This window comes from Heyndrickxia oleronia, assembly GCF_017809215.1.
In the GTDB taxonomy this organism is placed as follows: domain Bacteria; phylum Bacillota; class Bacilli; order Bacillales; family Bacillaceae_C; genus Heyndrickxia; species Heyndrickxia oleronia.
Genome location: NZ_CP065424.1, coordinates 842,422 through 865,415 on the forward strand (window position 1 = coordinate 842,422; position 22,994 = coordinate 865,415).

Consider the following 22,994-nt stretch of genomic DNA (forward strand, 5'->3'; position numbering starts at 1 on the left):
CAATAAGGCTTTGAATAATAAAAAAATGGGGGCTGCCTAATAAAGTATGACAGCCCCCATTTTTTTTTTTAAAAACTATTCAAAGTTTAATGGTCTATAAATTCATGTTTACAAGTATTTTACATTGACTACGATCATTCGTCAGTAATTCAAAGCCCTTTTCAACAATATCATCTAATGCAATTTCACTTGTAATTACGGCATTGCCATCAATCATTCCACGAGAAAGTAATCGGATAACTTCAGGGAATAAACGGATATAAGCATAGGAGCCACTAATTTTGGCTTCAGTTCGAACAATGGTGTTAGGATCGAAGCTAACAGGCTTTTCCCATACGCTTACCACTTTAAATTCACCGCCAGGACGAACTGAGTTCACACCACTTGTAAAGGTAGCTTGAACACCGGCAGCATCATAGGCTACATTAACCCCTCCGTTTGTCATTTCTTTAATGAACGCAACGGCATCTTGTTCAATTGGATTAATGGCATAGGTAGCCCCTAATTCTAATGCTTTTTCACGTCGCTCATCGGAAACTTCAACAACAAAAATATCACTAGCTCCTGCGGCTTTAACTGCTTGTATTAATAATAATCCAATTGGGCCAGCCCCAAATATAGCAGCTGTATCACCAAGTTTTAATTGGCTTTGACGTACTGCGTGAACAGCAACGGCCGTTGGTTCAACTAGTGCACCAAGTTGTAGACTCATATTATCAGGTAATAGAAACACATTTTCTTGTTTAACAACGGCGTATTGAGCAAATCCACCTGAAACGGTATATCCATATCCTTGGCGCTGAGTACATAAGTTTACAAAACCTCTCTGGCAATTATCGCATTTCCCACACGGCATTAGTGGTTCTACAGCCACCCTGTCACCTACTTTAATCGTTGACACACCGTCTGCTACCTCGATAACCGTACCCGCAAATTCATGACCTAAAACAGGTTGTGTTCTCATTGGGTAAGTACCAGCTATATACTCGTGCATATCACTTCCGCAAATCCCTGCATATTCTACTTTTACTTTAACCATTCCTTTTTCAAGTGATGGAAGTTCTGCTTCTTCGATACGAATATCCTTTGGTCCATAAATTTTTGCTGCTTTCACTTTTTATTCCTCTTTTCATTGATGTTGAGCCGTCTGAAGTCCTTTTATAATATATTGAACAGCTAGGTCTGCTATCGTGTCAGCGGAAAGTTCAGGCTGTGAACGATTAAGAAATGGATTGTTATAGGAAAACATTAATGTTCCCATAATAAAATTCACTGCAACTTCTACTGAAGGAAAATCAATCGTATGCTGTTTTTTACATTCTTCTAATATTACTTGCAACTGATCCCAGGATGGCCAAAAGACATCCTTTAGCATTTCTAGCCTCGAGCTATTCATTACCAGCTCCTGCTGCAATATATTAATAAGTTCATGATGCTCTATTCTGAATAAAACAAAATGTCTACAAAAGCTGCTTAATGCTTCTAAAGAATTAGATAGATCATAGTTCATATTCATAAATGTGTGTCGAATCGGTTCAAAGATTTCGTAAAAAACGCTTTCTTTTCCACCGAAATGATAGGAGATAAGAGCCAATGAAACATTAGCTTCTTCACAAATTTGCCTAACTGTTGTTCCATCATATCCTTTTTTAGAAAATAACAGCCTTGCAGCTTGAAGGATCTGTTCCTTCACTTCTTTATTTTTTTCGCGATCTTTTTTCTGTTTGAATGGACTCACCTCTTTTTGAACAATTGTTTTGAACAAACGTTCAATTATCAGTATACTCCTCTATTATTTTCTGTCAATATGGCGATGCTTGAAGAAAAAACTTCTGTTTACTCTAGAAAAAGATTGTGACATAGTTAACTAGTTTTTTAAAAAAAAATAGAAGGAATTTTTTGATTATTAGCAAATATATTTATTAACGGATGAATTAAGGAAAGTTTCCTTAATTAGCTTATTGAAAATAGGAGTGATGGATTGTCTATGACGGTGATAAATAAAGAAATGCTTAAGAAAATATTGGAAGATGTCATCCATCTTCGTCGCCAATTGCACCGTTACCCTGAGCTAAGTGGAGAGGAATATGAAACATCTAAAGTAATCCAGTCGAAATTGACGGAGTTCGGAATAAATTTTAAAACTGGTTATGCCAAAACAGGAGTTCTCGGGATCATTAAAGGTAGCCGACCCGGAGGAACGGTTGCATTAAGGGCAGATATTGACGCACTGCCAATACAGGAAAGGAATCAGGTCTCCTTTAGATCACAGAACGACGGGATTATGCATGCATGTGGGCATGATGCCCATGCAGCAATGCTTGTTGGTACTGGTTATCTACTAAATGAAATAAAGGAGCAGCTTCCTGGCACTGTTTTACTTTTGTTTCAGCCTGCTGAAGAAAACTCTCCTGTTGGTGGAGCAAAGCCAATGATGGAGGATGGAGTTTTTTCTCACTATCCTCCTGATGTGATCTTTGGTCAACATGTATGGCCGGATTTGCCCGTTGGGGAAATTGGAATTCGAGAAGGGGCGATAATGGGTAACTCCGATAAATTTAAGATTAAAATTAAAGGTTCAGGCGGACATGCAAGTATGCCACATCAAACAATTGATGCCATTATTGCTGCAAACCAAGTTATTACCGCACTGCAAACAATTGTAAGTAGGAATGTGGACCCTTTAGATCCGATTGTTTTAACCATCGGGAAAATTGAGGGTGGGTATCGACATAATGTGATAGCTGATCAGGTGGTATTAGAAGGCACTGTTCGAACATTTACCAACGATGCAAGAAGCCAGGCGAAGGAGAGGTTATATTCGATTGTGCATCATACTGTTCATGCGATGGGGGCTGAGGCAGAAGTTGGCTATTTTGAAGGCTATCCTGCAACAATAAATACACCAAAATGGGCACAACATATTAAGGATACAGCTCAGCATGTACTGGGTGAAAAAGGAACTCCAGAAGTTAATCCAAGCCTTGGTGGAGAGGATTTTTCTCGTTTTTTGGAAAAAATCCCGGGTGCGTTTTTCTGGTTAGGTACCCAGATTGAAGAAAAGGAAAAACAAATGCCTTTACATGATCCACGATTTCAGTTAAATGAACGGGCACTATCGATCGGAGTAGAACTAATGGCACAAATTGCTGTTGATGCACTATTCACATTAGAACGAGGAAAGAAGGAAGAAAATGAAAACAGGGCAACTACGATATGATATCGATGAATTTATCAAAAATTTAACGTCACAGCTTGTATCATGGCGCAGAAAGTTTCACCAATATCCTGAAATAGGCTGGATGGAATATGTCACAACCTACTACATTGCAAAAGAACTTGAATCCATGGACTATAAACTAGCCATTGGAACCGATGCATTGATGACGAAGCAAAGAATGGGAATTCCCAAGCAACAGCTATTAAAAGAATCTGAAGAACGGGCTAGAAGAAAGGGAGTCCCACCTAACTACATGACTAAATTAGCGGGAGGACATACGGGACTAGTAGCCCAATGGGATACGGGGAGACCTGGAAAGCATATCGCTCTAAGATTTGATATTGATGCACTTCCGATAGAGGAAGTTTATGATCACGCTCATTTGCCTGTTAAGGAAGGGTTTCAGTCTCAGAATCAAGGTTGGATGCATGCCTGTGGTCATGATGGTCATATTGCGATTGGTCTTGGGCTGGCACATATGATTAAACATTTTCAAGATTCATTATCTGGTAGATTCACTCTTCTTTTTCAACCGGCTGAGGAGGGAGGACGCGGAGCATTACCAATGGTGAAAAACGGATGGTTAGACGATGTGGACGAATTTATTAGTGGACATATCGGTATACATTCTCTTTCTATTGGAGAAGTAGCAGCAACAACGAATCAGTTCCTAGCTTCATCCAAAATCAATGTGACCTTTAAAGGAAGGGCAGCACATGCGGGGGTTGAGCCTGAAAAAGGCCAAAATGCACTACTAGCATGTGCAACAGCCAGTCTTCAGCTTCAAGGAATTAGTAGGCACTCAGGTGGAACAACAAGAATTAACATCGGAAAATTAGAAGCGGGTTCTGGAAGAAATATTATTGCTGATCAAGGGAGAATGGAAATTGAGACGCGCGGGGAGAACGATGAATTAGATCAATATATGTTCAATGAGGCAAAGCGGATGATTCATGCTACTGGAGATATGTATGGAGTACAAACCAAAATGGAGGTTGTCGGTCATGCGATTGACGGAACTTGTGACAATGAATGGGTAAAGCGTGTGGAGAAAGTAGCGAGTCAGAGTAAGTGCATAAAGAACGTCCATCCTGTACTGCCGTTAGGAGCTTCAGAAGATGTGACCTATATGATGAAAAAAGTGCAAAATAACGGTGGTAAAGCAACATATCTCATTTTTGGAACACCATTAGTGAATGGCCATCATCATCAAGCATTTGATTTTGATGAGAGAGTTCTCCCGATTGCAGTAGAGGTGATAGGGAGATTGATTATATACCTACAGGATGAAAAGTGAAGGAGTTACTATGTATGAATATGTTGGAACAATGGCTGAGTAAAACTTTAAATCGACTCAATCTTGTTGATAGTATGGAGCAATTAAAAGGTTTTACACGACTTAGCTATAGTGAAGAGGAATGGAAAGCAATGGATGCCTTTACCGAAATTGCTCATGAAATGGGCTTGGAGGTAAGAATGGATGAAGCGGGAAATCGAATTGCGAGATGGAATCCTACTCCTGAAAGTGAATCTCTTCCCGCTATAGCCATTGGCTCGCATCTTGATACCGTTGTAAATGGTGGAGGATATGACGGGGTCGCAGGAGTTCTTTGTGGGCTAGGGGCTATCAAACTTGTAAAAGAAACAAAAAAACGACTGATTGATCCTATCGAAGTGATTTGTTTTGCTTCAGAGGAATCAGCACGTTTTGGCATTTCAACGATTGGTAGCAAGGCGATGACCGGATTACTTGATGTAGAAGGAGTCGCGGATATTAAAGATGCTACAGGAATCACGGTAAAGGAAGCAATAGAATCTAAGGGATTGATTATGGAACAGATCGTGAATGCTAAAAGAAATGATTCAGAGATTAAAAGTTTCATAGAACTGCATATTGAACAAGGAGAACTATTGCAGGATGCTAACTGCGATATTGGTTATGTACGTGGAATTGCCTGTCCAACAAGACTAACAATCACCATTAAAGGACGTGCTGGCCATACAGGGACAACACCAATGGGGAAACGGAAAGATGCATTGGTTGCTATTGCTCCACTTATTACATTTATTTCACTAACCGCAGAAGAAATTTCAAAGACAAGTCCATTTCCGTTGGTTGCTACTGCTAGTACAATTCAGCTCTATCCTAATGTGATGAATGTTATCCCTGATGTTGTTCACCTTGGGGTGGACATTCGGAGTATTGATGACCATTTAAAGAGTGAGATGACACAGAAAATCAAGGAAAAATGTACCTTCCTTGAAAAGGAATTTGGAGTCGTGGCTAAAATTGAATGCCTTGTAAATGAATCCTCGGTGTTTTTACATCCCAATCAATTGAAAAAGTTACAAGTGATCGGTGAAGGGATGGGGCTAAAAGGATTAGAGCTTGATAGTGGAGCGGGCCATGATGTTATGAACATGGCTAAGAGATGGCCAGCCTCCCTCCTATTTATTCCAAGTAAGGATGGAATCAGTCACCATCCTGAGGAATACTCATCTATCCAAGATTTGCGTAAAGGTACAGAAATTTTAGCGAAGTTTGTACTTCAGGAGGCTAGTGGAAGCAAATGAAAATAAAAGTGGGAATTATTGGTCCTCAAGATTCGGTGAAGTATATTTTGCAGGTGGCGGAGAGCTATAAGGACATTGACTTTATTCCATTTTCCTATGAGGCAACAGAGGATACCCTAACGATTTTAAAGGAAAATGACCACATGATCGACCAATGGCTATTCTCGGGACAAGCTCCCTATCACTTTGCTTTGGAAAATGGTGTGATTACAGAGAGCAGGGGGAGCTATCCATCCTTACAGGGCTCGAGTTTTTTTGGAACATTACTTGGAGCAGTATTGAATGAAGGAGAGATCATTCGAAACTTTAGTATTGATACTATTTCCGATTCTGTGTTTCAGACTGCGGATGAAGATCATTTCCTTCATACACTTCAATTTTATTCTTTTCCTTATAGAGGATACATGCCATCCGACGAATTAGTTGCCTTTCATCAGAACTTATATGAAGAAGGGAAAATTGATGTAGCACTTACCTGTATTCGATCTGTTTATTTGCAGTTGAAGAACTTGGGAATTCCCTGTTATCGTGTCAAGCCAACCCAATCTGCGATAAAAATTCAGTTAGATCTATTAAAGGAAAGAAGTCTTTCGGGGAAATATCGAATGTCTCAGCTTGCCATTTTTGGAGCGGAGGTAATTCAGGAAGAGAAATATCCTTCTTATAAATTAAAACATCAAATCCTTGATTTATCGCGACTATTATTAGATTTTACTGAAGAAACGAAAGGCTCCTTTGTCCAAATGGGAGATGGACTATTTGTTATATACACGACAAAGGGAGAATTGGATCTTAGTATCGATGGAAAGAGAATTGAAAATCTAATGAAGACCATTCATATTCAGACAGGTCTTAAAATTCGGGTCGGACTAGGGTACGGTATGACTGTATTTGAAGCAGATCAGCATCTGCGTTATGCTCTCCAGCATGCTAGAGAACATAAATCGGAAACCTTTGTATTGGTTAATGAAGAGAAGGAGGTGACTGAATTCTATCATCAGGAAAGCACCATTCAGTTTCATACTAGGAAATGGGGGAAAGAGTGGGAAAAAAAATTTAAGGAAGCCTCGATTAGTCCGGGAATGGTCTCCAAAATTGAATCGCTTGCCAATCACTATCGAAAAACTCATATAACAACCAATGATTTATCTATTTGGTTGAATAGCTCTGAAAGAAATGGAAGACGATTATTGGGGGAACTAGAAAAGTTAGGTCTTGCTATTGCAACTGGTGAGGAGCAATCCGGACATAGGGGAAGACCAAGGAAGATTTATAAACTGCTATTTGTATGAATGAGTTGCAGATCCTATGTGTTTTGAATTAATTGAATGTTTTGTTAATTTCTAAAGAAAAGGAGTGAGTGTATGTCTAACCCAAATGTCGGTATGAACAATGATCCAGTGAAACAAAAGGGAATGTTTCGGTTTTTAGGTGCGATTGAAAAGGTTGGAAATAAATTACCTGACCCATTTATGCTTTTTGTGTATTTAGCTATTTTTATTATACTTTTATCATGGCTTATTTCTGCCTTCGGGGTAACGGTTATTCATCCAGGGACAAAGGAAGAGCTGCCTATTAAAAGTCTAGTTTCAGGTGAAGGAATACAATATATTCTTGAGTCTATGCTGACAAACTTTACGAGCTTTAAGCCACTAGGTCTTGTTTTAGCAATGATGCTTGGAATTGGATTAGCTGAAAAGGTAGGTCTTCTCGAGGCAGGAATACGAAAAACGATTTTAAATGCGCCAAAATCGATTGTTACTTATGCGGTAGTTTTTACAGGCATTATGGGGAATTTGGCTTCTGATGCAGCTTTTGTTGTTATTCCTCCTTTAGCAGCGATGGTTTTTTATGCGGTTGGACGTCATCCTTTAGCTGGTCTTGCTGCCGGATTTGCTGGGACGGGTGCAGGGTTTACGGCAAATTTAATTATTGCCGGAACCGATGCCTTACTTGCTGGAATTTCAACCGAAGCGGCAAAAACGATCGATAAAAATATCATTGTTACACCTGTTGATAATTGGTATTTTATGATGCTTTCTGTCTTTGTTTTAACCATTGTTGGAGCCCTTATTACAGAGAAGGTAATCGAACCTCGACTTGGTAAATATGAAGGGAAGATGGGAAAAGAGCTTGCAGAGCCTAATCCCCTTGAAGGAAAAGGATTTAAAAATGCATTGCTTGCTGGTCTTGCTTACCTTGTGGTTGTTGCCGTTATTTTATTTTGGCCGAACTCTCCACTTCGCAATGAAGAAGGTGGCATTATCCCTTCCCCTTTTTTAAATGGAATTGTACCCATTCTTCTATTCTTCTTCTTAACGATGGGAATTACTTATGGTGTTACAGTTAAAAAGATTACTAGTACAAGGGATATACCTAAATACATGGGCGAGGCTATTAAGGATATGGCTGGTTATATTGTGTTAATATTTGCTGCGGCACAGTTTATTGCCTATTTTGATTGGACGAATCTTGGCATTTGGGTAGCTGTTAATGGAGCAGAATTATTAACATCATTAAATTTCGATGGACTTCCAGTTGTCATTGGGTATGTTCTCTTTACTGCATTATTAAATTTACTCATTTTTAGTGGATCGGCGAAATGGGCATTAGAGGCACCTATTTTTATTCCAATGTTTATGATTTTAGGCTATCATCCTAGTTTCATTCAGGTAGCTTATCGAATTGCTGATTCATCGACAAATATTATTACCCCGATGAACCCGTATCTTGTTGTTATCCTTGCGTTTATGCGAGAATATGACAAAAAAGCTGGGATAGGTACATTGATTTCCCTCATGCTGCCGTATAGCCTTGCATTTTTAGTTATCTGGATTATCCAATTAATCATTTTTGCTCTTATCGGTATACCATTTGGACCAGGCATTCATATGAATCTATAAACTTTTGGGGGTGTCCCTTTTAAAGAACACCCCCATAGCATGTCCTTAGTGCTTTAATAACTGAACGCTAATCAGCATTAATAGTGAAATACAAATGATACTCAATACCCAAAGCCATGCTAGACCTTGATGGCCTGAATCCAGCGCAAGATAAATGGCTGTTGGAGTAGTTTGCGTTTTTCCAGGGATATTTCCGGCAAACATTAAGGTTGCTCCGAATTCCCCTAATGCTCGAGCAAAGCTAAGAATTGCCCCTGAAAGAAGCGCTTTATATGCAAGAGGAATGGAGACAGAAAGAAATAGTCGCCATTCTGATGCTCCATCTACTCGGGCTGCATTCTCTACATCTGGATCGATTGCTTCGAATCCTGTTTTTGCTGTCTGGTACATGAGTGGAAAGGCAACAACAGTTGAAGCAATGACTGCTGCCCACCAAGTAAACATAAGCGGTTGATGAAAGATCCATTCGATCAATTGCCCTGCAGGACTTTGCCTTCCGAAAACGACAATAAGTAAAAATCCAATAACAGTAGGTGGCAGTACTAATGGTAAAAGGAAGATAACTTCGACTAATACTTTCCCCTTAAATTTCGCATTTGCCATCAGCTTTCCAAACAAGATTCCCAGGATGAAAACCGTTACTCCTGCAATAAAAGCTATTTCTATGGAAAGCTTTATTGGTGACCAAAAGTCAGTAACCATATCAATTAATTCAGCCCTTTAAATCCGTATTTTTTAAAGACTTTCATTGAAGTATCTGATTGTAAGTATTTGTAAAATTGTTTTATTTCTTTCGGGTGAGAGCTTTCTTTGACCATGCCTATAGGATAGATAATCGGTGTGTGCGTTTTTTCATCTGCTGTTGCAACAATCTTTATTTTTTTTGATGTAAGTGCATCGGTTTTGTATACCATCCCTGCATCGACATTTCCTGTTTCCACATAGTTTAACACTTGACGAACATCCTTCGCATAAACGACTTTCTTTTTTAATCCTTCCCATAGCTGTAAATATTCAAAGGATTCCTTTGCATACATTCCTGCTGGTACAGCTTCAGGAGTTCCAATTGATATTTTATCAGCTTTTGATAGGTCATTTAATGTATGTATTGTTAGTTTTTCTTTTGTCGGTACTACAAGGACTAGCGAATTACCGACAAGATTCATCGAATCCGCTTTCTCAATTATTCCTTTTTGTACTAATTGATCAAATTTATCCTCAGCAGCTGAAAAAAAGATATCAACGGGAGCACCTTGGCTAATTTGTTGGGCAAGCGTTCCAGAAGCACCAAAATTATAGTTGATCTTAATGTTTGAATGCTGTTTTTCATAAAGACCTTTGATTTCATTTAATGAATCTTGCAAGCTTGCAGCGGCAGAAACGGTAATCTCCACCTTTTTACTAGCCTTTACATTCTGTTCATTTGTGGAACAACCGGCCAACAAAATGAATAGAAACATAATTATAGTCAGTCCGTTATACATACGTTTCATCATTGATCCCCCATTTCTATTTATGTTTCGTTATAACTAATTATAATTAGTTATAACGAAAATAGAAGTGATAAAATTCACAATTGCACAATTTTAATTTAGCTAAAAGAAATATTATCTGTCCTTTTAATTACAGATTGTCATACAATAGTAGAAGGAGGGATGGACATGTCCAATGAGCGATCCTATACCATTGAAGAAGTATCACAGCTTTTGAAGGTATCAAAACTTACTGTATACGATTTAGTAAAGAAAGAGGAATTACCGGTTTTTCGTGTGGGTAGACAAATGAGGGTAGATGCGAAAGACTTAGATGATTATATAAAAAAACATAAAACCAACCAACTTACCCGACCATCCCCCACTACCGGATTGCAACAAAATGAAACGGAAGCAAGCCATTCACAAAGCATAGTTATTAGTGGACAGGATATGGTTTTAGATATACTAGCAACACAAATTGAGAATCACTCCTCTTATAAGACATTACGTTCCTTTACTGGTAGTTTAAATAGTCTTTTTTCCTTGTACAATGGTCAATGCGATATTGTCAGTTTACATATGTTTGATGGCGATTCTGGACAGTATAATCTACCCTATGTAAAAAAAGTATTAGTAAGTGATTCTTATCTATTAATGAATCTTGTTTTACGAAAAGCAGGGATGTATGTACAAAAAGGAAACCCATTACATATTACCTCATGGAAGGATTTAAAACGGAAATCTATCAAAATGATCAATCGTGAAAAAGGATCTGGAGCCCGTATTTTATTAGATGAACAGCTCAGAATTCATCATATTTCTCCCAAAGATATCGAGGGCTATGAAAGAGTGGAAATGAACCATTTAAGTGTCGCTTCCTCTGTAGCTAGTGGACAAGCAGATGTAGGCGTAGGCATTGAAAAAGTGGCAAAAATAGTAGGAGTAGATTTTATTCCATTAATTACTGAGAGATATGACCTTGTCATGCTTAAAAATCCTCAAAATGACTCATTAATTAAAGTAGTTACGAGCATTTTAACATCAGCCTCCTTTAAACAGAAAATTCATTCTTTAGGAGATTATGATGTTTCAGAAATGGGATCTATTATCTATGAAACCTATTGAATATATGTGGTGGATAAAAAATGAAGGATAGAAAAGAAGAAACATTACTATATTTAAAAAGACAAATGAAAATAAATAAACATATTATTGGTGTTGCTACGGGATCTGGACTTACAGCAAAATATGCAGAAAAGGGAGGGGCTGATTTTATATTAGCTCTAAGCTCGGGACGATTTCGGCAAATGGGTGTTAGCTCATTAGCTGCCTTTTTACCGTTTACAAATAGCAATGATCTTGTTATGAATTATGCTTTGAAGGAAATTATCCCTTCTGCAAAGGTTCCGGTCCTATTTGGATTATCTGCAACCGACCCAACAATCAATTTGCAGCTTTATATTAAATTGATCAAGGAGAAGGGCTTTTCTGGTATTAATAATTATCCAACTATCGGGCTCATAGATGGGAGATTTAGAGAAGCATTAGAAGAACAAGGAATTAGTTATGAACAGGAAGTAACGGCCATCCGTATTGCGAGTAGCCTAGGGCTTTTTACTGTTGCTTTTGTGTTTAATGAACGCCAAGCAATACAAATGATAGAAGCCGGTGCAGATATTATTTGTGTTCATTTAGGTTTAACTGTTGGCGGAGTATTAGGAGCAAAACAAATACAATCTCTCCAGTCATCTAAAAGGAAAGCGGCAAATATTTTCGAAGTTTGTAATGAAATCAATCCACATGTAATAAAAATGATTTATGGTGGACCTGTAAATAAACCGATCGATGTGCAATTCATGTATGATGGGATAGATGCGAACGGTTATATAGGGGGATCTGTTTTTGAACGAATTCCTGCAGAACAAATGATTCCTTATGTTACGCAATCATTTAAACAGGCAAATGATGTTAAATACGAGGAATTAATTCAAAAATTCATTGATGGAATAAGTACTCAAGATGATTATATTGATTTTATGAAAAAATATATTGGGTTACATTATTCTGAACCAATCACATTAAATGAACTTGCTGGAATCATGAATCTATCAAGATCCTATTTAAGTACTCTATTTAAAAAGGAAATGGGTATCTCCTTTACCACTTATTTAATTGATTATCGTATCAATCGTGCGATAGAAATCTTACAGGAGAAAAGTTTGACATTAAATATGGTGGCAGAACTAGTGGGCTATTCGAATTATGCTCAATTTAGTAAAATTTTCAAAAGTCGTAAAGGCGTTTCGCCATCTGAATATATAAAAACAAACAAAAAGACAAAATAAACAAACATAAGAACATTAACTCGAACGAAAGAGAGCGGTATCATTTTATCAAAGGGATGATATCGCTTTCTCTTTTTTAAAGCAAAGGAGTGTTGAGATTGGTTAAAACAATTGCGTTAGCAGGAACTTTTGATTCAAAAGGGAAAGAATTTTTGTATGTAAAGGAACTAATCGAGTCTCTTGGTTTTCAAACGTACACGATCCATACGGGTGTTTTTGAACCATTCTTTCAACCAGATGTACCTAATTCAGAAATCGTTGCTGCAGCAGGTGCAGATATATTGCGAATTGTGACACAAAAAGACCGTGCCAATGCAACAGCTACTCTTTCAAGAGGGATGGAAATCCTATTACCAAAATTGTATCAAATGGGAAAATTCGATGGAATTCTATCATTTGGCGGAACCGGGGGAACGTCGATTGTCACACCTGGTATGAGAGCTCTACCAATCGGGGTACCTAAGGTAATGGTTTCAACGGTTGCTTCAGGAAATACGGAACCATATGTAGGCACTAGCGATATTATGATGATTCCATCAATTGTTGATGTAGCAGGTTTAAACAGTATTTCTACGCAAATATTTACTAATGCCGTATTTGCTATTGCAGGTATGCTAAACTATGAAAATAACACTCATTTAGAGAAAAAACCACTGATCGCTGCAACCATGTTTGGTCTCACCACACCATGTATTAATCAAGCAAAAGCTTATTTAGAGGAAAAAGGCTATGAGGTATTAATTTTCCATGCAACAGGTGTTGGTGGACGGACAATGGAAAGCTTAATTGAAAACGGCTTTATCGATGGTGTATTAGACATAACAACGACTGAGTGGGCAGATGAAATTGTTGGTGGAGTTTTAGCGGCAGGTCCTCACCGTTTAGAAGCAGCTGGAAGAAATGGTATTCCACAAGTTGTTTCAGTGGGAGCATTAGATATGGTGAATTTTGGCCCATTTGATTCTGTACCCAATCAATTTGCAGGCAGGAAATTTTATAAGCATAATCCAACGGTTACTTTAATGAGAACAACAGTAGAGGAAAATCAACAATTTGGGCAAATAATCGCTGACAAACTAAATAGGACAAATGGAAAGACGACATTACTGTTACCTTTAAAGGGGCTTTCTGGTTTAGATATAGAAGGACAAGATTTCTATGGTCCAAAAGAGGATGAAATGTTATTCAAGACATTGAGACAAGCAATTAATCAAGATAAAGTCGAACTAATTGAAATAGATACAGATATCAATCATCAAGAATTTGCCTTAGCAGCTGCTAAAAAGCTAGTTGAATTAATTGAAGGATAAAAGGAGAGATAGTTTATGATATCAAGACAAGAGATATTAAACCGTTTCAAAGAGGAAATTAAGAACGGGAATATCCTATTAGGTGTTGGTGCAGGTACGGGTATCACAGCTAAAAGTAGTGAAGCAGGCGGAGCGGATATGCTAATTGTTTACAACTCTGGCCGCTATCGAATGGCAGGACGAGGTTCTTTAGCAGGATTACTTTCTTATGGAGATGCGAATCAAATTGTTGTAGAAATGGGCAATGAAGTGATCCCTGTTGTGAAAAGCACACCTGTATTAGCAGGGGTAAATGGTACCGATCCTTTCCGTGTGATGGATGTATTTTTAAAACAATTAAAGGAACAAGGATTCAGTGGGGTTCAAAACTTTCCAACCGTTGGGTTGATTGATGGAGTATTTCGTCAAAACTTAGAAGAAACCGGAATGGGGTACGATCTGGAAGTAGAGATGATTCGCAAAGCGCATGAGCTAGATATGTTAACTACTCCTTATGTGTTTGATGAGGAACAGGCAATGAAAATGGCCGAAGCAGGTGCAGATATTTTAGTTGCTCATATGGGGTTAACTACAAAAGGATCTATAGGTGCAAAAACTGCTCTAACATTAGATGATTGTGTAGAGCGTATTCAAAAGATCATTGACGCTGGAAGATCAGTAAACCCAGATATTTTAGCTATTTGTCATGGAGGCCCAATTGCAGAACCAGACGATGCTGCTTATATCATCGAAAGAGTAGAAGGCATAGTAGGCTTCTTCGGTGCATCAAGTATTGAAAGATTTGCTGCAGAAAAAGGCATTAAGGAACAATCAGAAGCATTTAAGAAAATAGGTAAATAAGTGGGACACGGGGTCAGACCCCGTGTCCCATTATTCATTTCCGATTAGGTGTAAACAAAAGTCTAAATCGGCTTGTAAATGCTTTTTCATTAGATTTTCTGCCTGTTGTCCGTTTCTATTTTTAATTGCCTCATAAATTTCTTCGTGTTCTTCTATTAAAAAAGGACGATTGTAAAAGACGACTGTTCGTCTAAATAGATAAATGATCGATTGCATGCGGTCGATGATATCTATCATTACAGGATTATGACTTGCTTGGACAATGATTTCGTGAAATTGTTCATTGGCGCTCATGATTTCATCCATTGTTCCAGTTTTTCCAATTTCAACACATCTTTGTAAGGCTTGCAGCTCTTTTTCTTTTAAATAAGAGGCTGCACATTGTGCAGAATAACCTTCCAAGATAATTCGAACTTGAAACATATTTCGTAGGTCTGTTTCAGTTGGTTTCACGACCTTTTTCCCAACAATCAATCCTTCATGTTCAAGCTTGCGGATGGATTCCCTTATCGGTGTTCGACTTACCCCTAGCTCTGCTGCAATTCGTTCTTCTACTATTTTTGTTCCACCAGGAATGTCACCATTTAATATTTTATCTCTAAGAATTTCGTAGGATTGATGATAGGCTGGACGAGTTTTGCCTCTTTCAAGCACGAAGTTCACCTCTACTTCTATTTCATATCTCATATTTGATGACCATTATTCAACAAATTCTTTACAAACTAAACTAATCTTATCAAATTTCACCTAAAAAAAATATGAAAACGACGATTTTATGTAAAGATGGAAATTTTTTTTGTATACAAAAATAATAAAATTGTATACAAAAATAAGTAAAGCGTATACAATGTTTATGTAAACGATTTTTGTAAGCGGTTGCCTATCATCCGTCTTATGAAGTAGCGATAGATAATAGAAGAGAATCAAACGATTTCATCATGAATGAACAGAGGAGGAGTATATATGCAAAGCAAAATAGGTTTTATTGGACTGGGAATTATGGGAAAGCCGATGGCTTTAAATCTCATAAAAGCTGGACATACCCTTACGGTGTTTGATTTAAATCAGGAAGCAGTAAAGGCTGTGTGTGCTGTAGGAGCTATTGCTGCTCGTTCTGCTAAAGCGGTTGCGGAAAACAGCGATATTATTATTACTATGTTGCCTGCTTCAAAGCATGTTACGGAGGTAGTTCTTGGCGAAAATGGTGTCTTGGAAGGAGCAAAAAAAGGATCCTTAATTATTGACATGAGTTCGATTACTCCTGATGTTTCTAAAGAAATTGCTACAAAGGTGGCAGCAAAAGGAATAGACATGCTAGATGCTCCTGTTAGCGGTGGAGAGCCTAAAGCAATCGATGGCACATTGGCAATCATGGTCGGTGGAAAGGTAGATGTCTTCAACCGAGCACTACCTGTCTTACATGATATGGGAAAAGACGTCACATTAGTTGGCGATAATGGATGTGGAGTAACAGCAAAATTAGCTAATCAAATCATCGTCAATTTAAATATTGCGGCAATGTCAGAAGCGTTAGTATTAGCTGCAAAAGCAGGAATTGATATTGAAAAAATGTATCAGGCAATTAGAGGAGGACTTGCTGGGAGTGCAGTTTTAGATGCGAAAGTTCCTTTAATTCTTGATCGAAATTTTGTAGCAGGTGGAAGCATTGCAATCAATCTTAAAGATATTACGAATGTGATGAATACTGCACATGAAATGGGTGTTCCATTACCTTTATCTAGTCAATTATTAGAAATATTCCACGCATTGAAGGTAGATGGAAAGGAAAAAGACGATCATGGAAGTATTGTAAGATACTATGAAAAATTAGCAAATGTAGAAGTAAAGAAGGCGTAAATAATATGACTACTAATAAACGTTTATCCATAGATGTTCTTCAGGCAATTCCTGATGTAGATACCTATAAGGTAGATGAGCTACTAAAAGTATCGCTTGAGAATTTAAATAAAAAAGTTATCGTTCTTGATGATGATCCCACAGGTGTACAAACCGTCCATGATATTTCTGTGTTTACTGATTGGTCTGTTAATAGCATTGAAAAGGGGTTCAAAGAAGATCAATCGATGTTTTTCATTTTAACGAATTCAAGAGGATTTACAGCTGAGGAAACGGAGAAGGTTCATCGAGAAATAGCGACCAATATTGTTACTGTTGCATCTAAATTGAATCGTGAATTTATGATAATAAGTCGTGGTGATTCAACATTAAGAGGACATTATCCATTAGAAACAAAGGTTTTAAAAGAAACAATTGAATCAGAATCGTCGATGACCTTTGATGGTGAAGTCATTCTTCCATTCTTTAAAGAAGGAGGACGCTTGACTATTAATAATGTTCATTATGTTCAATCTGATAAAGAGCTTATTCCAGCCGGAGAAACTGAATTTGCAAAGGACCGTACATTTGGTTACATGAAGTCACATTTAGGTGAATGGATAGAGGAAAAATCCGATGGAGAATATACAGCAGAAAACACACAATACTTCTCTCTTGAACAATTACGTTCTTTAGAAATTGAAAAGATGACAGAACAATTACTAAAAGTGAATCATTTTAACAAAGTGGTAGTTAATGCGATCGATGAAATCGATGTGAAGATTTTTACGATTATACTAGTGAATGCAATGCAAGCAGGAAAGAACTATCTGTTTAGAAGTGCAGCTGCTCTTCCAAAAGTAGTAGGTGGTGTAAGTGATAAAGCCTTATTAACTAGAGATGAGTTAATGAAGGATAATAATGGAAATGGCGGCTTAATTATCATCGGTTCTCACGTGAAAAAAACGACCGAGCAGCTTGAAGAGTTAAAAAAATTAAGTGAAATTGCATTCATTGAATTTAACAGTCATTTAGTTTTACAACCTGATGAATTCAAGCTTGAATGTGATCGAGTAATTGAAACTACAGAATCTCTCATTCGTTCGGGAAAAACGGTAGCAGTTTATACAAGTAGAACACGTCTTGACTTAGGTGAAGGAAAACAGGAAGAGGAATTAAAGCTTTCCATTAAGATTTCTGATGCCGTCACCAGCATTGTAACAAGACTAAAGACTAGACCGAACTTTCTTGTAGCAAAAGGTGGAATTACATCAAGCGATGTTGGAACGAAGGGGCTACAAGTAAAAAGAGCAACCGTTGCGGGGCAAATTAGACCAGGAATACCCGTCTGGTTGACTGGTGATGAAAGTAAATACCCTGGTATGGCCTATATTATCTTTCCTGGAAATGTAGGGACAAAAACAGATTTAAGAACAGTGGTAGAAACGTTAATAGAAAAATAAATGCTGTTTCATTTGATCCCTTTACAAAGGATTCAGCGATTCTTAAGGGGATTGTAGCTCTTTTCTCAGTGAAATGACCGATGTAGCAGTTTTTAAGCAGATAGTTATTCGTTAAAACTTTACTTAAATAGCAACAATCTTTGAGAAAAGAGCCAATTAAAAAGAGCTTTAGAAAAAATGGATAGGGCTGTTACTAATGTTTCCATTCTTCTAGTACAGCCCTGAACCTTAAAGAGAAAAGAGGGAGAACATGCCAATTGTATATATTTGTATAGGGGTAGCACTTTTATTGTTATTTATGGTGGTCTTTAAGTTAAACGCTTTCATCTCATTAATAATTGTTGGTTTATTAGTAGGTATCATGGAAGGAATGAGCCCCACTGAAGCAATGACCTCTGTCACAAATGGCTTAGGAGGAACGCTTGGTAGCCTTGCTTTAGTTATTGGCTTTGGAGGAATGCTTGGTAAATTAATGGCAGATTCGGGTGGTGCTCAACGAATTGCGACGACGTTGATACATGCTTTTGGTAAGAAAAGAGTACAACTAGCAGCAGTTCTTACTGCATTTATAGTTGGAATAGCCCTTTTCTTTGAAACTGGTGTTGTTGTATTAATTCCATTAGTATTTACTATTGCGGCTGAAGCCGGAGTACCTATTTTATATATTGGTATGCCTGTAATTGCTGCTTTAATAACGATGCATGGTTTCGTTCCACCCCATCCAGGACCAACAGCTGTGGCCGAAATCTTCCATGCAAACCTAGGAAAAACCCTATTATATGGTGTAATTATTGCGATTCCAGCTGTCATTATCGGTGGACCACTGTATACAAAACTATTTAAAAAGGAAAGCTTAGAAGTCGATATTCCAAAACAGTTATTTAATCCGAAACATTTTGAAGAAGATGAAATGCCCGGATTTGGTATTAGTATCTTCACAGCACTTGTACCAGTTATCTTGATCGCGTTCCAAGCAGTAGTAGAAATCGCGATGCCTCATTCCGCCATTTTACCAGCGGCTAAGTTTTTAGGGAATCCAGGAGTTGCCCTTTTAATTTCAGTGATTATTGCCATCTTTACTTTTGGGTTAAACCGTGGCAAAAAAATGTCAGAAGTTATGCAATCGATTACTGATTCTGTAAGCGGTATCGCGATGATCTTATTGATTATTGGTGCTGGTGGTGCCTTTAAACAAGTATTAGTTGATAGTCATGTTGATAAATATATCGCAGATTTAATGGAAGGCTCTACGATTTCACCATTAATTTTAACCTGGTTAATTGCTGCAATCCTAAGGGTTGTATTAGGTTCTGCTACCGTGGCTGGCTTAACCGCTGCTGGAATCGCTGCACCACTTGTCGGTGCGACACATGTAAGTCCAGAATTAATGGTTTTAGCAACGGGTGCCGGAAGTATGACTTTCTCACATGTTAATGATGCTGGATTTTGGATATATAAAGAATATTTTAATTTATCAATTGGAAAAACAATTAAAACATGGTCAGTAATGGTTACAATTATTTCATTAATCGGATTAGCTGGTGTTTTAATTATTAATTTATTCCTTTAAAAGTGGAGAAATGGGACACGGGGTCTGACCCCGTGTCCCTAATTCTTTAAATAACAAGCTAGTTGAAGCCGTAATACATCTTCTGGATTTGAGAATGAGATATGGAGCTTCTCTTCGATTTTTTTTAGCCTTTGGTATAAAGTGTTCACATGTATATGTAATTGCTTTGCCGTTTCACCTGCTGAACGGTTTTGTTTAATATAGGTGAGAAGAGTCTTTTCCAAAAATTGATTTTGTTCCTTTTCGTTTTGTAAAGGCAAAAAAACTTCATTTATAAATGTCTGTAATTCTTCTTGTGATTGGTGAATAAAGAGACGATTGATTCCAATGTCCTTATAATGAATCAAATCTGGTTGTTTCCGATGGTTAAGATAGGACAGTGCTTTATCTGCTTCGTTATAACTTTTTTTAATATCCTCGATTCGGTTATATTGTAATCCAATCCCGATTTTAATCGGAAGATGATTTCCTTGTTTCCATTCCGACTGAAGTTGTTTTAGATGACCCGATACATCAATGGTATCTGATTGAGATTGTAGTATGATAGTAATTTTATTGCGGAATCCAAATACAATAGGTGTGTATTCTCGAAATCTCTTCTTATTTTCTAAAATAAGTCGGTGGTTTTGCATATTCATATAATGTATATCGTCATGGCTAGGAATTCCAATCAGTATAATTAAATAATACGCGGGTTGATGGATGCCAAGCTCAATCGCTTTAGTATTCTGGATAGATGCGTCATTACATAGGATCAATTCGTGAAACAAATCATGTGTTTTTTGATAGTAAGAATCAACAACTGTTTGATTTCGAATCATCTCTAAAGCAATAATCGAACTTGCCTGTTCAATAATAAGTTTATTAATTGGTAATAGCCATTTATCTGTTACTTCGACAATTAACATCCCAAGAAATTGATTTATTCCAATGACTGGCTGAAGATAAAAGGTATTTTGCTTTCCACTTTGTTCAGTAGAATAGAATTGAGGAGCATCCATGCTATTGAATTTTCTCCGTAGCTCATTTATATCTTCTGAAAACCAATGATTTGGACTTGAGTAAATGGAATCATCTGTTAAATCAATAATCACTAATCGGAGCTGGATCATTCTCCGTAGATCACTAGCAATCATATGCATTCCAGAACTTTGTAATGAAAGCTTCATAAATGTATCGTGAATTTCATCACGTTGGAGTAATAACTGATTTTGATGTTTAATGTTTTGAAATAAGCGAGAATTAGTAAGGGCAATTGATACTTGATCAGAAAAGCTTTCTAGCACCTTTTTATCCTCAATTGTAAACAATGGTCGTTCTCCATTTTGGTAAATGATCAGGACACATAATGTTTCATTTTCTACAAAAATAGGTGTTGAAATAATCGATTGTAAGTTTGTGAATGAATAAGCATTAAATAAGTGTTGTAAATTTTCTTTCCGAATAGACGAAGATTCATGCAGGATATCCTTTAATAAAGATAGAAACATTGTCCTTTTTTCTTGATAGGTTTTTCCAATAATTCCTTCGCCAATATTCATCCTCATGTTTTGAATAGACTCACTTGGTCCACCTGCCCATGCTCTTGGGAGTAGCGCATTTTCTTTCTCATCATACATCCATAAAACACCGAAATCAGCCACCTGTATAACGGAAAGGGCATGCTCCAAAATGTTTGTTAATAATGTATCTACATTATCCAAATTAGAGATATCTCTAATGCTTTCCATCATTTTATGACGGATAAATCGTTCTCGTTCGAGTGAGATTTCCAAATAATAGTTTATAAGGAGAATTTCTAATTGGTTGATTCTTTCTAATGAGAGATTAGGCTTCTCAACACGTATAACAATGATAGATCTACTCTCATCATAGCAAAAATAAAAGTCGGTAAAGTCGGGATATTCAATCATATCGCGATGCACATCATGAAGGCTCGGAAAGGGTAATGGGAGTTCAAAGCCCTTTGTAGTGATCAGTGAAAATCGATCTTGGTATATACTGATCCAAATTTGAAAATAGGATTGTTCGCATGCTTCGACTAAGAAATCCTGTATTCTTGTTAAGGGATTCATTCCTTGTTTCTCCTTCTTATTTATGTATATTTCTCTATTAATAACACTTAAATTATATATAAACGAACATTGTATGAAAAGTAGAATAATTCTATAATTTCTTTATGCAAGCGATTTCAGGGGAGTGGGAGACATGACAACAAAAAGGGAGCAAAACTGGAAGTATGTCATTATTACAATGCTATTTCTTGGTTGGTCATTAGGGAATTTTGATCGATTTATCGTCAATTTTGCTATTCTCGATATTTCTAAAGAATTTCATTTAAATGGTTCCTTAACAGGAATTGTATTAAGTAGTTTTTTTGCTGGGTATGCGCTGATGCAAATTCCAGGAGGGTGGCTAGCAGATCGTTTTGGGTATCGAAAGGTAATTATTACCGCTGTATTTCTGTGGTCAATATTTACTATTTTAACAGGTGCTGCATGGTCATTTGCTTCAATTATCATCATTCGCTTTCTTTTTGGAATTGGTGAAGGCGGATATTTCCCATCAGCATCAAAAGGAATTACGAACTGGTTTCCACATAATGAACGAAGCAGAGCCATGTCAATTATGCTGACTTCAGCGACAATTATGGGAGTAGTTGCTCCTATAGTAGGTACACAACTTATGCAATTGTTAGGATGGCGCCAAATATTTTATATTGTTGGTGTGATAGGACTTCTCTTATCTGTAGCTTTTTTCTTTTTAGTAAAGGAGAAGCAGCAACCGAAACAAATGAAAATAGAAGCAGATTTAAAGGTAAAAGCTCCTCTAAAGGATGTATTAAAAACTCCGATGATTTGGAAGTTATTTATTGCCTATTTCAGTATATATGCAGTCAACTGGGGGCTGAATTCATGGATGCCAACTTACTTAGCAAATGTAAAAGGGTTAAATTTAACAGAAGTGGGCGTATATTCAGCAATCCCACCGTTTGTAGGGATCTTTGCCATGTTATGTAGTGGATATATACTTGATCGACTACCGGAAGGGAAAGATAAGCTGATTGCAGCGATATTTGCTTTAATGGCTGGAGTATTTTTACTGTTAATGGCCATTTCTCCAAACCTTGTCCTATTTATCATTTTTCAAAGTGCTGTCACTGTCTTTCTATCATTTAATATCATTTTAATTACATCGGTTCCACTGAAAATTCTCCCTGAGGCTGTAGTAGGAACGGCTAATGGATTTATTAATACGGGAGCCCAATTTGCTGGTGTCTTAACCCCAATGCTAATTGGCTTTTTAGTAGATGCTACAGGTGGATCATATAATGCAGCATTTATCATGCTTATTTGTTTTACTATTTTGTGTGCAGGAGCATTATTTATGATACGCCAGAAAAAACATTTATCTGTTGTTCAAACATCTACAGTGAAATAAAAGAATCGGAGGATACA

Annotated in this window: 19 protein-coding genes; 13 read left to right on the forward strand and 6 right to left on the reverse strand. The window is 37.3% G+C overall.

Features of this window, described 5'->3' with window-relative positions; genetic code table 11:
- Positions 1–94: 94 nt before the first annotated feature.
- Both I5818_RS04390 and I5818_RS04395 read right to left on the reverse strand, forming a co-directional pair.
- Positions 95–1,114, reverse strand: a complete 1,020-nt coding sequence (locus tag I5818_RS04390; RefSeq protein ID WP_078110065.1) for a 2,3-butanediol dehydrogenase — start codon at positions 1,112–1,114, stop codon at positions 95–97.
- 15 nt (positions 1,115–1,129) lie between these two features.
- Positions 1,130–1,765, reverse strand: a complete 636-nt coding sequence (locus I5818_RS04395; RefSeq protein ID WP_235849630.1) for a TetR/AcrR family transcriptional regulator — start codon at positions 1,763–1,765, stop codon at positions 1,130–1,132.
- 222 nt (positions 1,766–1,987) lie between these two features.
- Between I5818_RS04395 and I5818_RS04400 the strand changes: the two genes are divergently transcribed.
- The 5 genes from I5818_RS04400 to I5818_RS04420 all read left to right on the forward strand — a co-directional run bounded on the left by I5818_RS04400 (position 1,988) and on the right by I5818_RS04420 (position 8,697).
- A complete protein-coding gene (locus I5818_RS04400) occupies positions 1,988–3,220 on the forward strand; it encodes a M20 metallopeptidase family protein (RefSeq protein ID WP_078110066.1) in 1,233 nt (410 codons plus the stop codon).
- The gene (locus I5818_RS04405) at positions 3,195–4,517 is read left to right on the forward strand and encodes an amidohydrolase (RefSeq protein ID WP_078110067.1); all 1,323 of its coding nucleotides are present in this window, start codon (positions 3,195–3,197) and stop codon (positions 4,515–4,517) included. Before I5818_RS04400 ends, I5818_RS04405 begins: the two co-directional genes overlap by 26 nt.
- Before the next feature lie 14 nt (positions 4,518–4,531).
- Positions 4,532–5,794 carry a M20 family metallo-hydrolase gene (locus I5818_RS04410; RefSeq protein ID WP_313902928.1) on the forward strand — a complete coding sequence of 421 codons (1,263 nt, stop codon included), beginning with the start codon at positions 4,532–4,534 and terminating at the stop codon, positions 5,792–5,794.
- Positions 5,791–7,086, forward strand: coding sequence for a hypothetical protein (locus tag I5818_RS04415; RefSeq protein ID WP_078110068.1), 1,296 nt, complete (start codon positions 5,791–5,793; stop codon positions 7,084–7,086). The genes I5818_RS04410 and I5818_RS04415 overlap by 4 nt, the downstream gene beginning before the upstream one ends.
- 72 nt (positions 7,087–7,158) lie before the next feature.
- Positions 7,159–8,697 carry an AbgT family transporter gene (locus I5818_RS04420; RefSeq protein WP_078110069.1) on the forward strand — a complete coding sequence of 513 codons (1,539 nt, stop codon included), beginning with the start codon at positions 7,159–7,161 and terminating at the stop codon, positions 8,695–8,697.
- Positions 8,698–8,742: 45 nt separating this feature from the next.
- Here I5818_RS04420 and modB read toward each other — a convergent pair whose 3' ends face one another.
- Together modB and modA are read right to left on the reverse strand one after the other, a co-directional pair.
- On the reverse strand, positions 8,743–9,399 hold the full coding sequence (gene modB / locus I5818_RS04425) for a molybdate ABC transporter permease subunit (RefSeq protein ID WP_078110070.1): 657 nt from the start codon (positions 9,397–9,399) through the stop codon (positions 8,743–8,745).
- A gap of 5 nt (positions 9,400–9,404) precedes the next feature.
- The gene (modA, locus tag I5818_RS04430) at positions 9,405–10,190 is read right to left on the reverse strand and encodes a molybdate ABC transporter substrate-binding protein (RefSeq protein WP_071975279.1); all 786 of its coding nucleotides are present in this window, start codon (positions 10,188–10,190) and stop codon (positions 9,405–9,407) included.
- Between the two features lie 168 nt (positions 10,191–10,358).
- Here modA and I5818_RS04435 point away from each other — a divergent pair, with 168 nt between their 5' ends.
- The 4 genes from I5818_RS04435 (at position 10,359) to I5818_RS04450 (ending at position 14,667) form a co-directional block, all read left to right on the forward strand.
- A complete protein-coding gene (locus tag I5818_RS04435; protein ID WP_071975278.1) occupies positions 10,359–11,297 on the forward strand; it encodes a substrate-binding domain-containing protein in 939 nt (312 codons plus the stop codon).
- Between the two features lie 20 nt (positions 11,298–11,317).
- On the forward strand, positions 11,318–12,517 hold the full coding sequence (locus I5818_RS04440; RefSeq protein WP_078110071.1) for a phosphoenolpyruvate hydrolase family protein: 1,200 nt from the start codon (positions 11,318–11,320) through the stop codon (positions 12,515–12,517).
- A gap of 98 nt (positions 12,518–12,615) precedes the next feature.
- Complete coding sequence (locus I5818_RS04445; protein ID WP_078110072.1) at positions 12,616–13,827, forward strand: Tm-1-like ATP-binding domain-containing protein; 1,212 nt, start codon at positions 12,616–12,618, stop codon at positions 13,825–13,827.
- Between the two features lie 15 nt (positions 13,828–13,842).
- The gene (locus tag I5818_RS04450) at positions 13,843–14,667 is read left to right on the forward strand and encodes a phosphoenolpyruvate hydrolase family protein (protein ID WP_078110073.1); all 825 of its coding nucleotides are present in this window, start codon (positions 13,843–13,845) and stop codon (positions 14,665–14,667) included.
- A 30-nt stretch (positions 14,668–14,697) separates the two neighbouring features.
- Here the strand turns inward: I5818_RS04450 and I5818_RS04455 are convergent, their stop codons facing one another.
- Positions 14,698–15,321, reverse strand: a complete 624-nt coding sequence (locus I5818_RS04455) for a GntR family transcriptional regulator (RefSeq protein WP_236722816.1) — start codon at positions 15,319–15,321, stop codon at positions 14,698–14,700.
- Positions 15,322–15,630: 309 nt separating this feature from the next.
- On the opposite strand from I5818_RS04455, the gene garR reads away from it, so the two are divergent.
- From garR to I5818_RS04470, 3 genes are all read left to right on the forward strand, one after another.
- Positions 15,631–16,524, forward strand: coding sequence for a 2-hydroxy-3-oxopropionate reductase (gene garR, locus I5818_RS04460; protein ID WP_071975274.1), 894 nt, complete (start codon positions 15,631–15,633; stop codon positions 16,522–16,524).
- A gap of 5 nt (positions 16,525–16,529) precedes the next feature.
- Positions 16,530–17,966, forward strand: a complete 1,437-nt coding sequence (locus I5818_RS04465) for a four-carbon acid sugar kinase family protein (protein ID WP_071975273.1) — start codon at positions 16,530–16,532, stop codon at positions 17,964–17,966.
- Positions 17,967–18,216: 250 nt separating this feature from the next.
- Positions 18,217–19,536, forward strand: coding sequence for a gluconate:H+ symporter (locus I5818_RS04470; RefSeq protein WP_071975272.1), 1,320 nt, complete (start codon positions 18,217–18,219; stop codon positions 19,534–19,536).
- A 38-nt stretch (positions 19,537–19,574) separates the two neighbouring features.
- On the opposite strand, the gene I5818_RS04475 is transcribed toward I5818_RS04470, so the two are convergent.
- Entirely contained in the window at positions 19,575–21,611 is a 2,037-nt protein-coding gene (locus tag I5818_RS04475) for a helix-turn-helix domain-containing protein (RefSeq protein ID WP_078110074.1), read from the reverse strand.
- A 133-nt stretch (positions 21,612–21,744) separates the two neighbouring features.
- Between I5818_RS04475 and I5818_RS04480 the strand changes: the two genes are divergently transcribed.
- A complete protein-coding gene (locus I5818_RS04480) occupies positions 21,745–22,977 on the forward strand; it encodes an MFS transporter (protein ID WP_078110075.1) in 1,233 nt (410 codons plus the stop codon).
- Positions 22,978–22,994 lie beyond the last annotated feature (17 nt).

Excerpts from the sequence above, each read along its gene's own strand:
- I5818_RS04400 (WP_078110066.1), top strand. The coding sequence starts at position 1,988 with ATGACGGTGATAAATAAAGAAATGCTTAAGAAAATATTGGAAGATGTC.
- I5818_RS04405 (WP_078110067.1), top strand. The coding sequence starts at position 3,195 with ATGAAAACAGGGCAACTACGATATGATATCGATGAATTTATCAAAAAT.
- I5818_RS04410 (WP_313902928.1), top strand. The coding sequence starts at position 4,532 with ATGAATATGTTGGAACAATGGCTGAGTAAAACTTTAAATCGACTCAAT.
- I5818_RS04415 (WP_078110068.1), top strand. The coding sequence starts at position 5,791 with ATGAAAATAAAAGTGGGAATTATTGGTCCTCAAGATTCGGTGAAGTAT.
- I5818_RS04420 (WP_078110069.1), top strand. The coding sequence starts at position 7,159 with ATGTCTAACCCAAATGTCGGTATGAACAATGATCCAGTGAAACAAAAG.
- modB (WP_078110070.1), bottom strand. The coding sequence starts at position 9,399 with ATGGTTACTGACTTTTGGTCACCAATAAAGCTTTCCATAGAAATAGCT.
- modA (WP_071975279.1), bottom strand. The coding sequence starts at position 10,190 with ATGAAACGTATGTATAACGGACTGACTATAATTATGTTTCTATTCATT.
- I5818_RS04435 (WP_071975278.1), top strand. The coding sequence starts at position 10,359 with ATGTCCAATGAGCGATCCTATACCATTGAAGAAGTATCACAGCTTTTG.
- I5818_RS04440 (WP_078110071.1), top strand. The coding sequence starts at position 11,318 with ATGAAGGATAGAAAAGAAGAAACATTACTATATTTAAAAAGACAAATG.
- I5818_RS04450 (WP_078110073.1), top strand. The coding sequence starts at position 13,843 with ATGATATCAAGACAAGAGATATTAAACCGTTTCAAAGAGGAAATTAAG.
- garR (WP_071975274.1), top strand. The coding sequence starts at position 15,631 with ATGCAAAGCAAAATAGGTTTTATTGGACTGGGAATTATGGGAAAGCCG.
- I5818_RS04465 (WP_071975273.1), top strand. The coding sequence starts at position 16,530 with ATGACTACTAATAAACGTTTATCCATAGATGTTCTTCAGGCAATTCCT.
- I5818_RS04470 (WP_071975272.1), top strand. The coding sequence starts at position 18,217 with ATGCCAATTGTATATATTTGTATAGGGGTAGCACTTTTATTGTTATTT.
- I5818_RS04475 (WP_078110074.1), bottom strand. The coding sequence starts at position 21,611 with ATGAATCCCTTAACAAGAATACAGGATTTCTTAGTCGAAGCATGCGAA.
- I5818_RS04480 (WP_078110075.1), top strand. The coding sequence starts at position 21,745 with ATGACAACAAAAAGGGAGCAAAACTGGAAGTATGTCATTATTACAATG.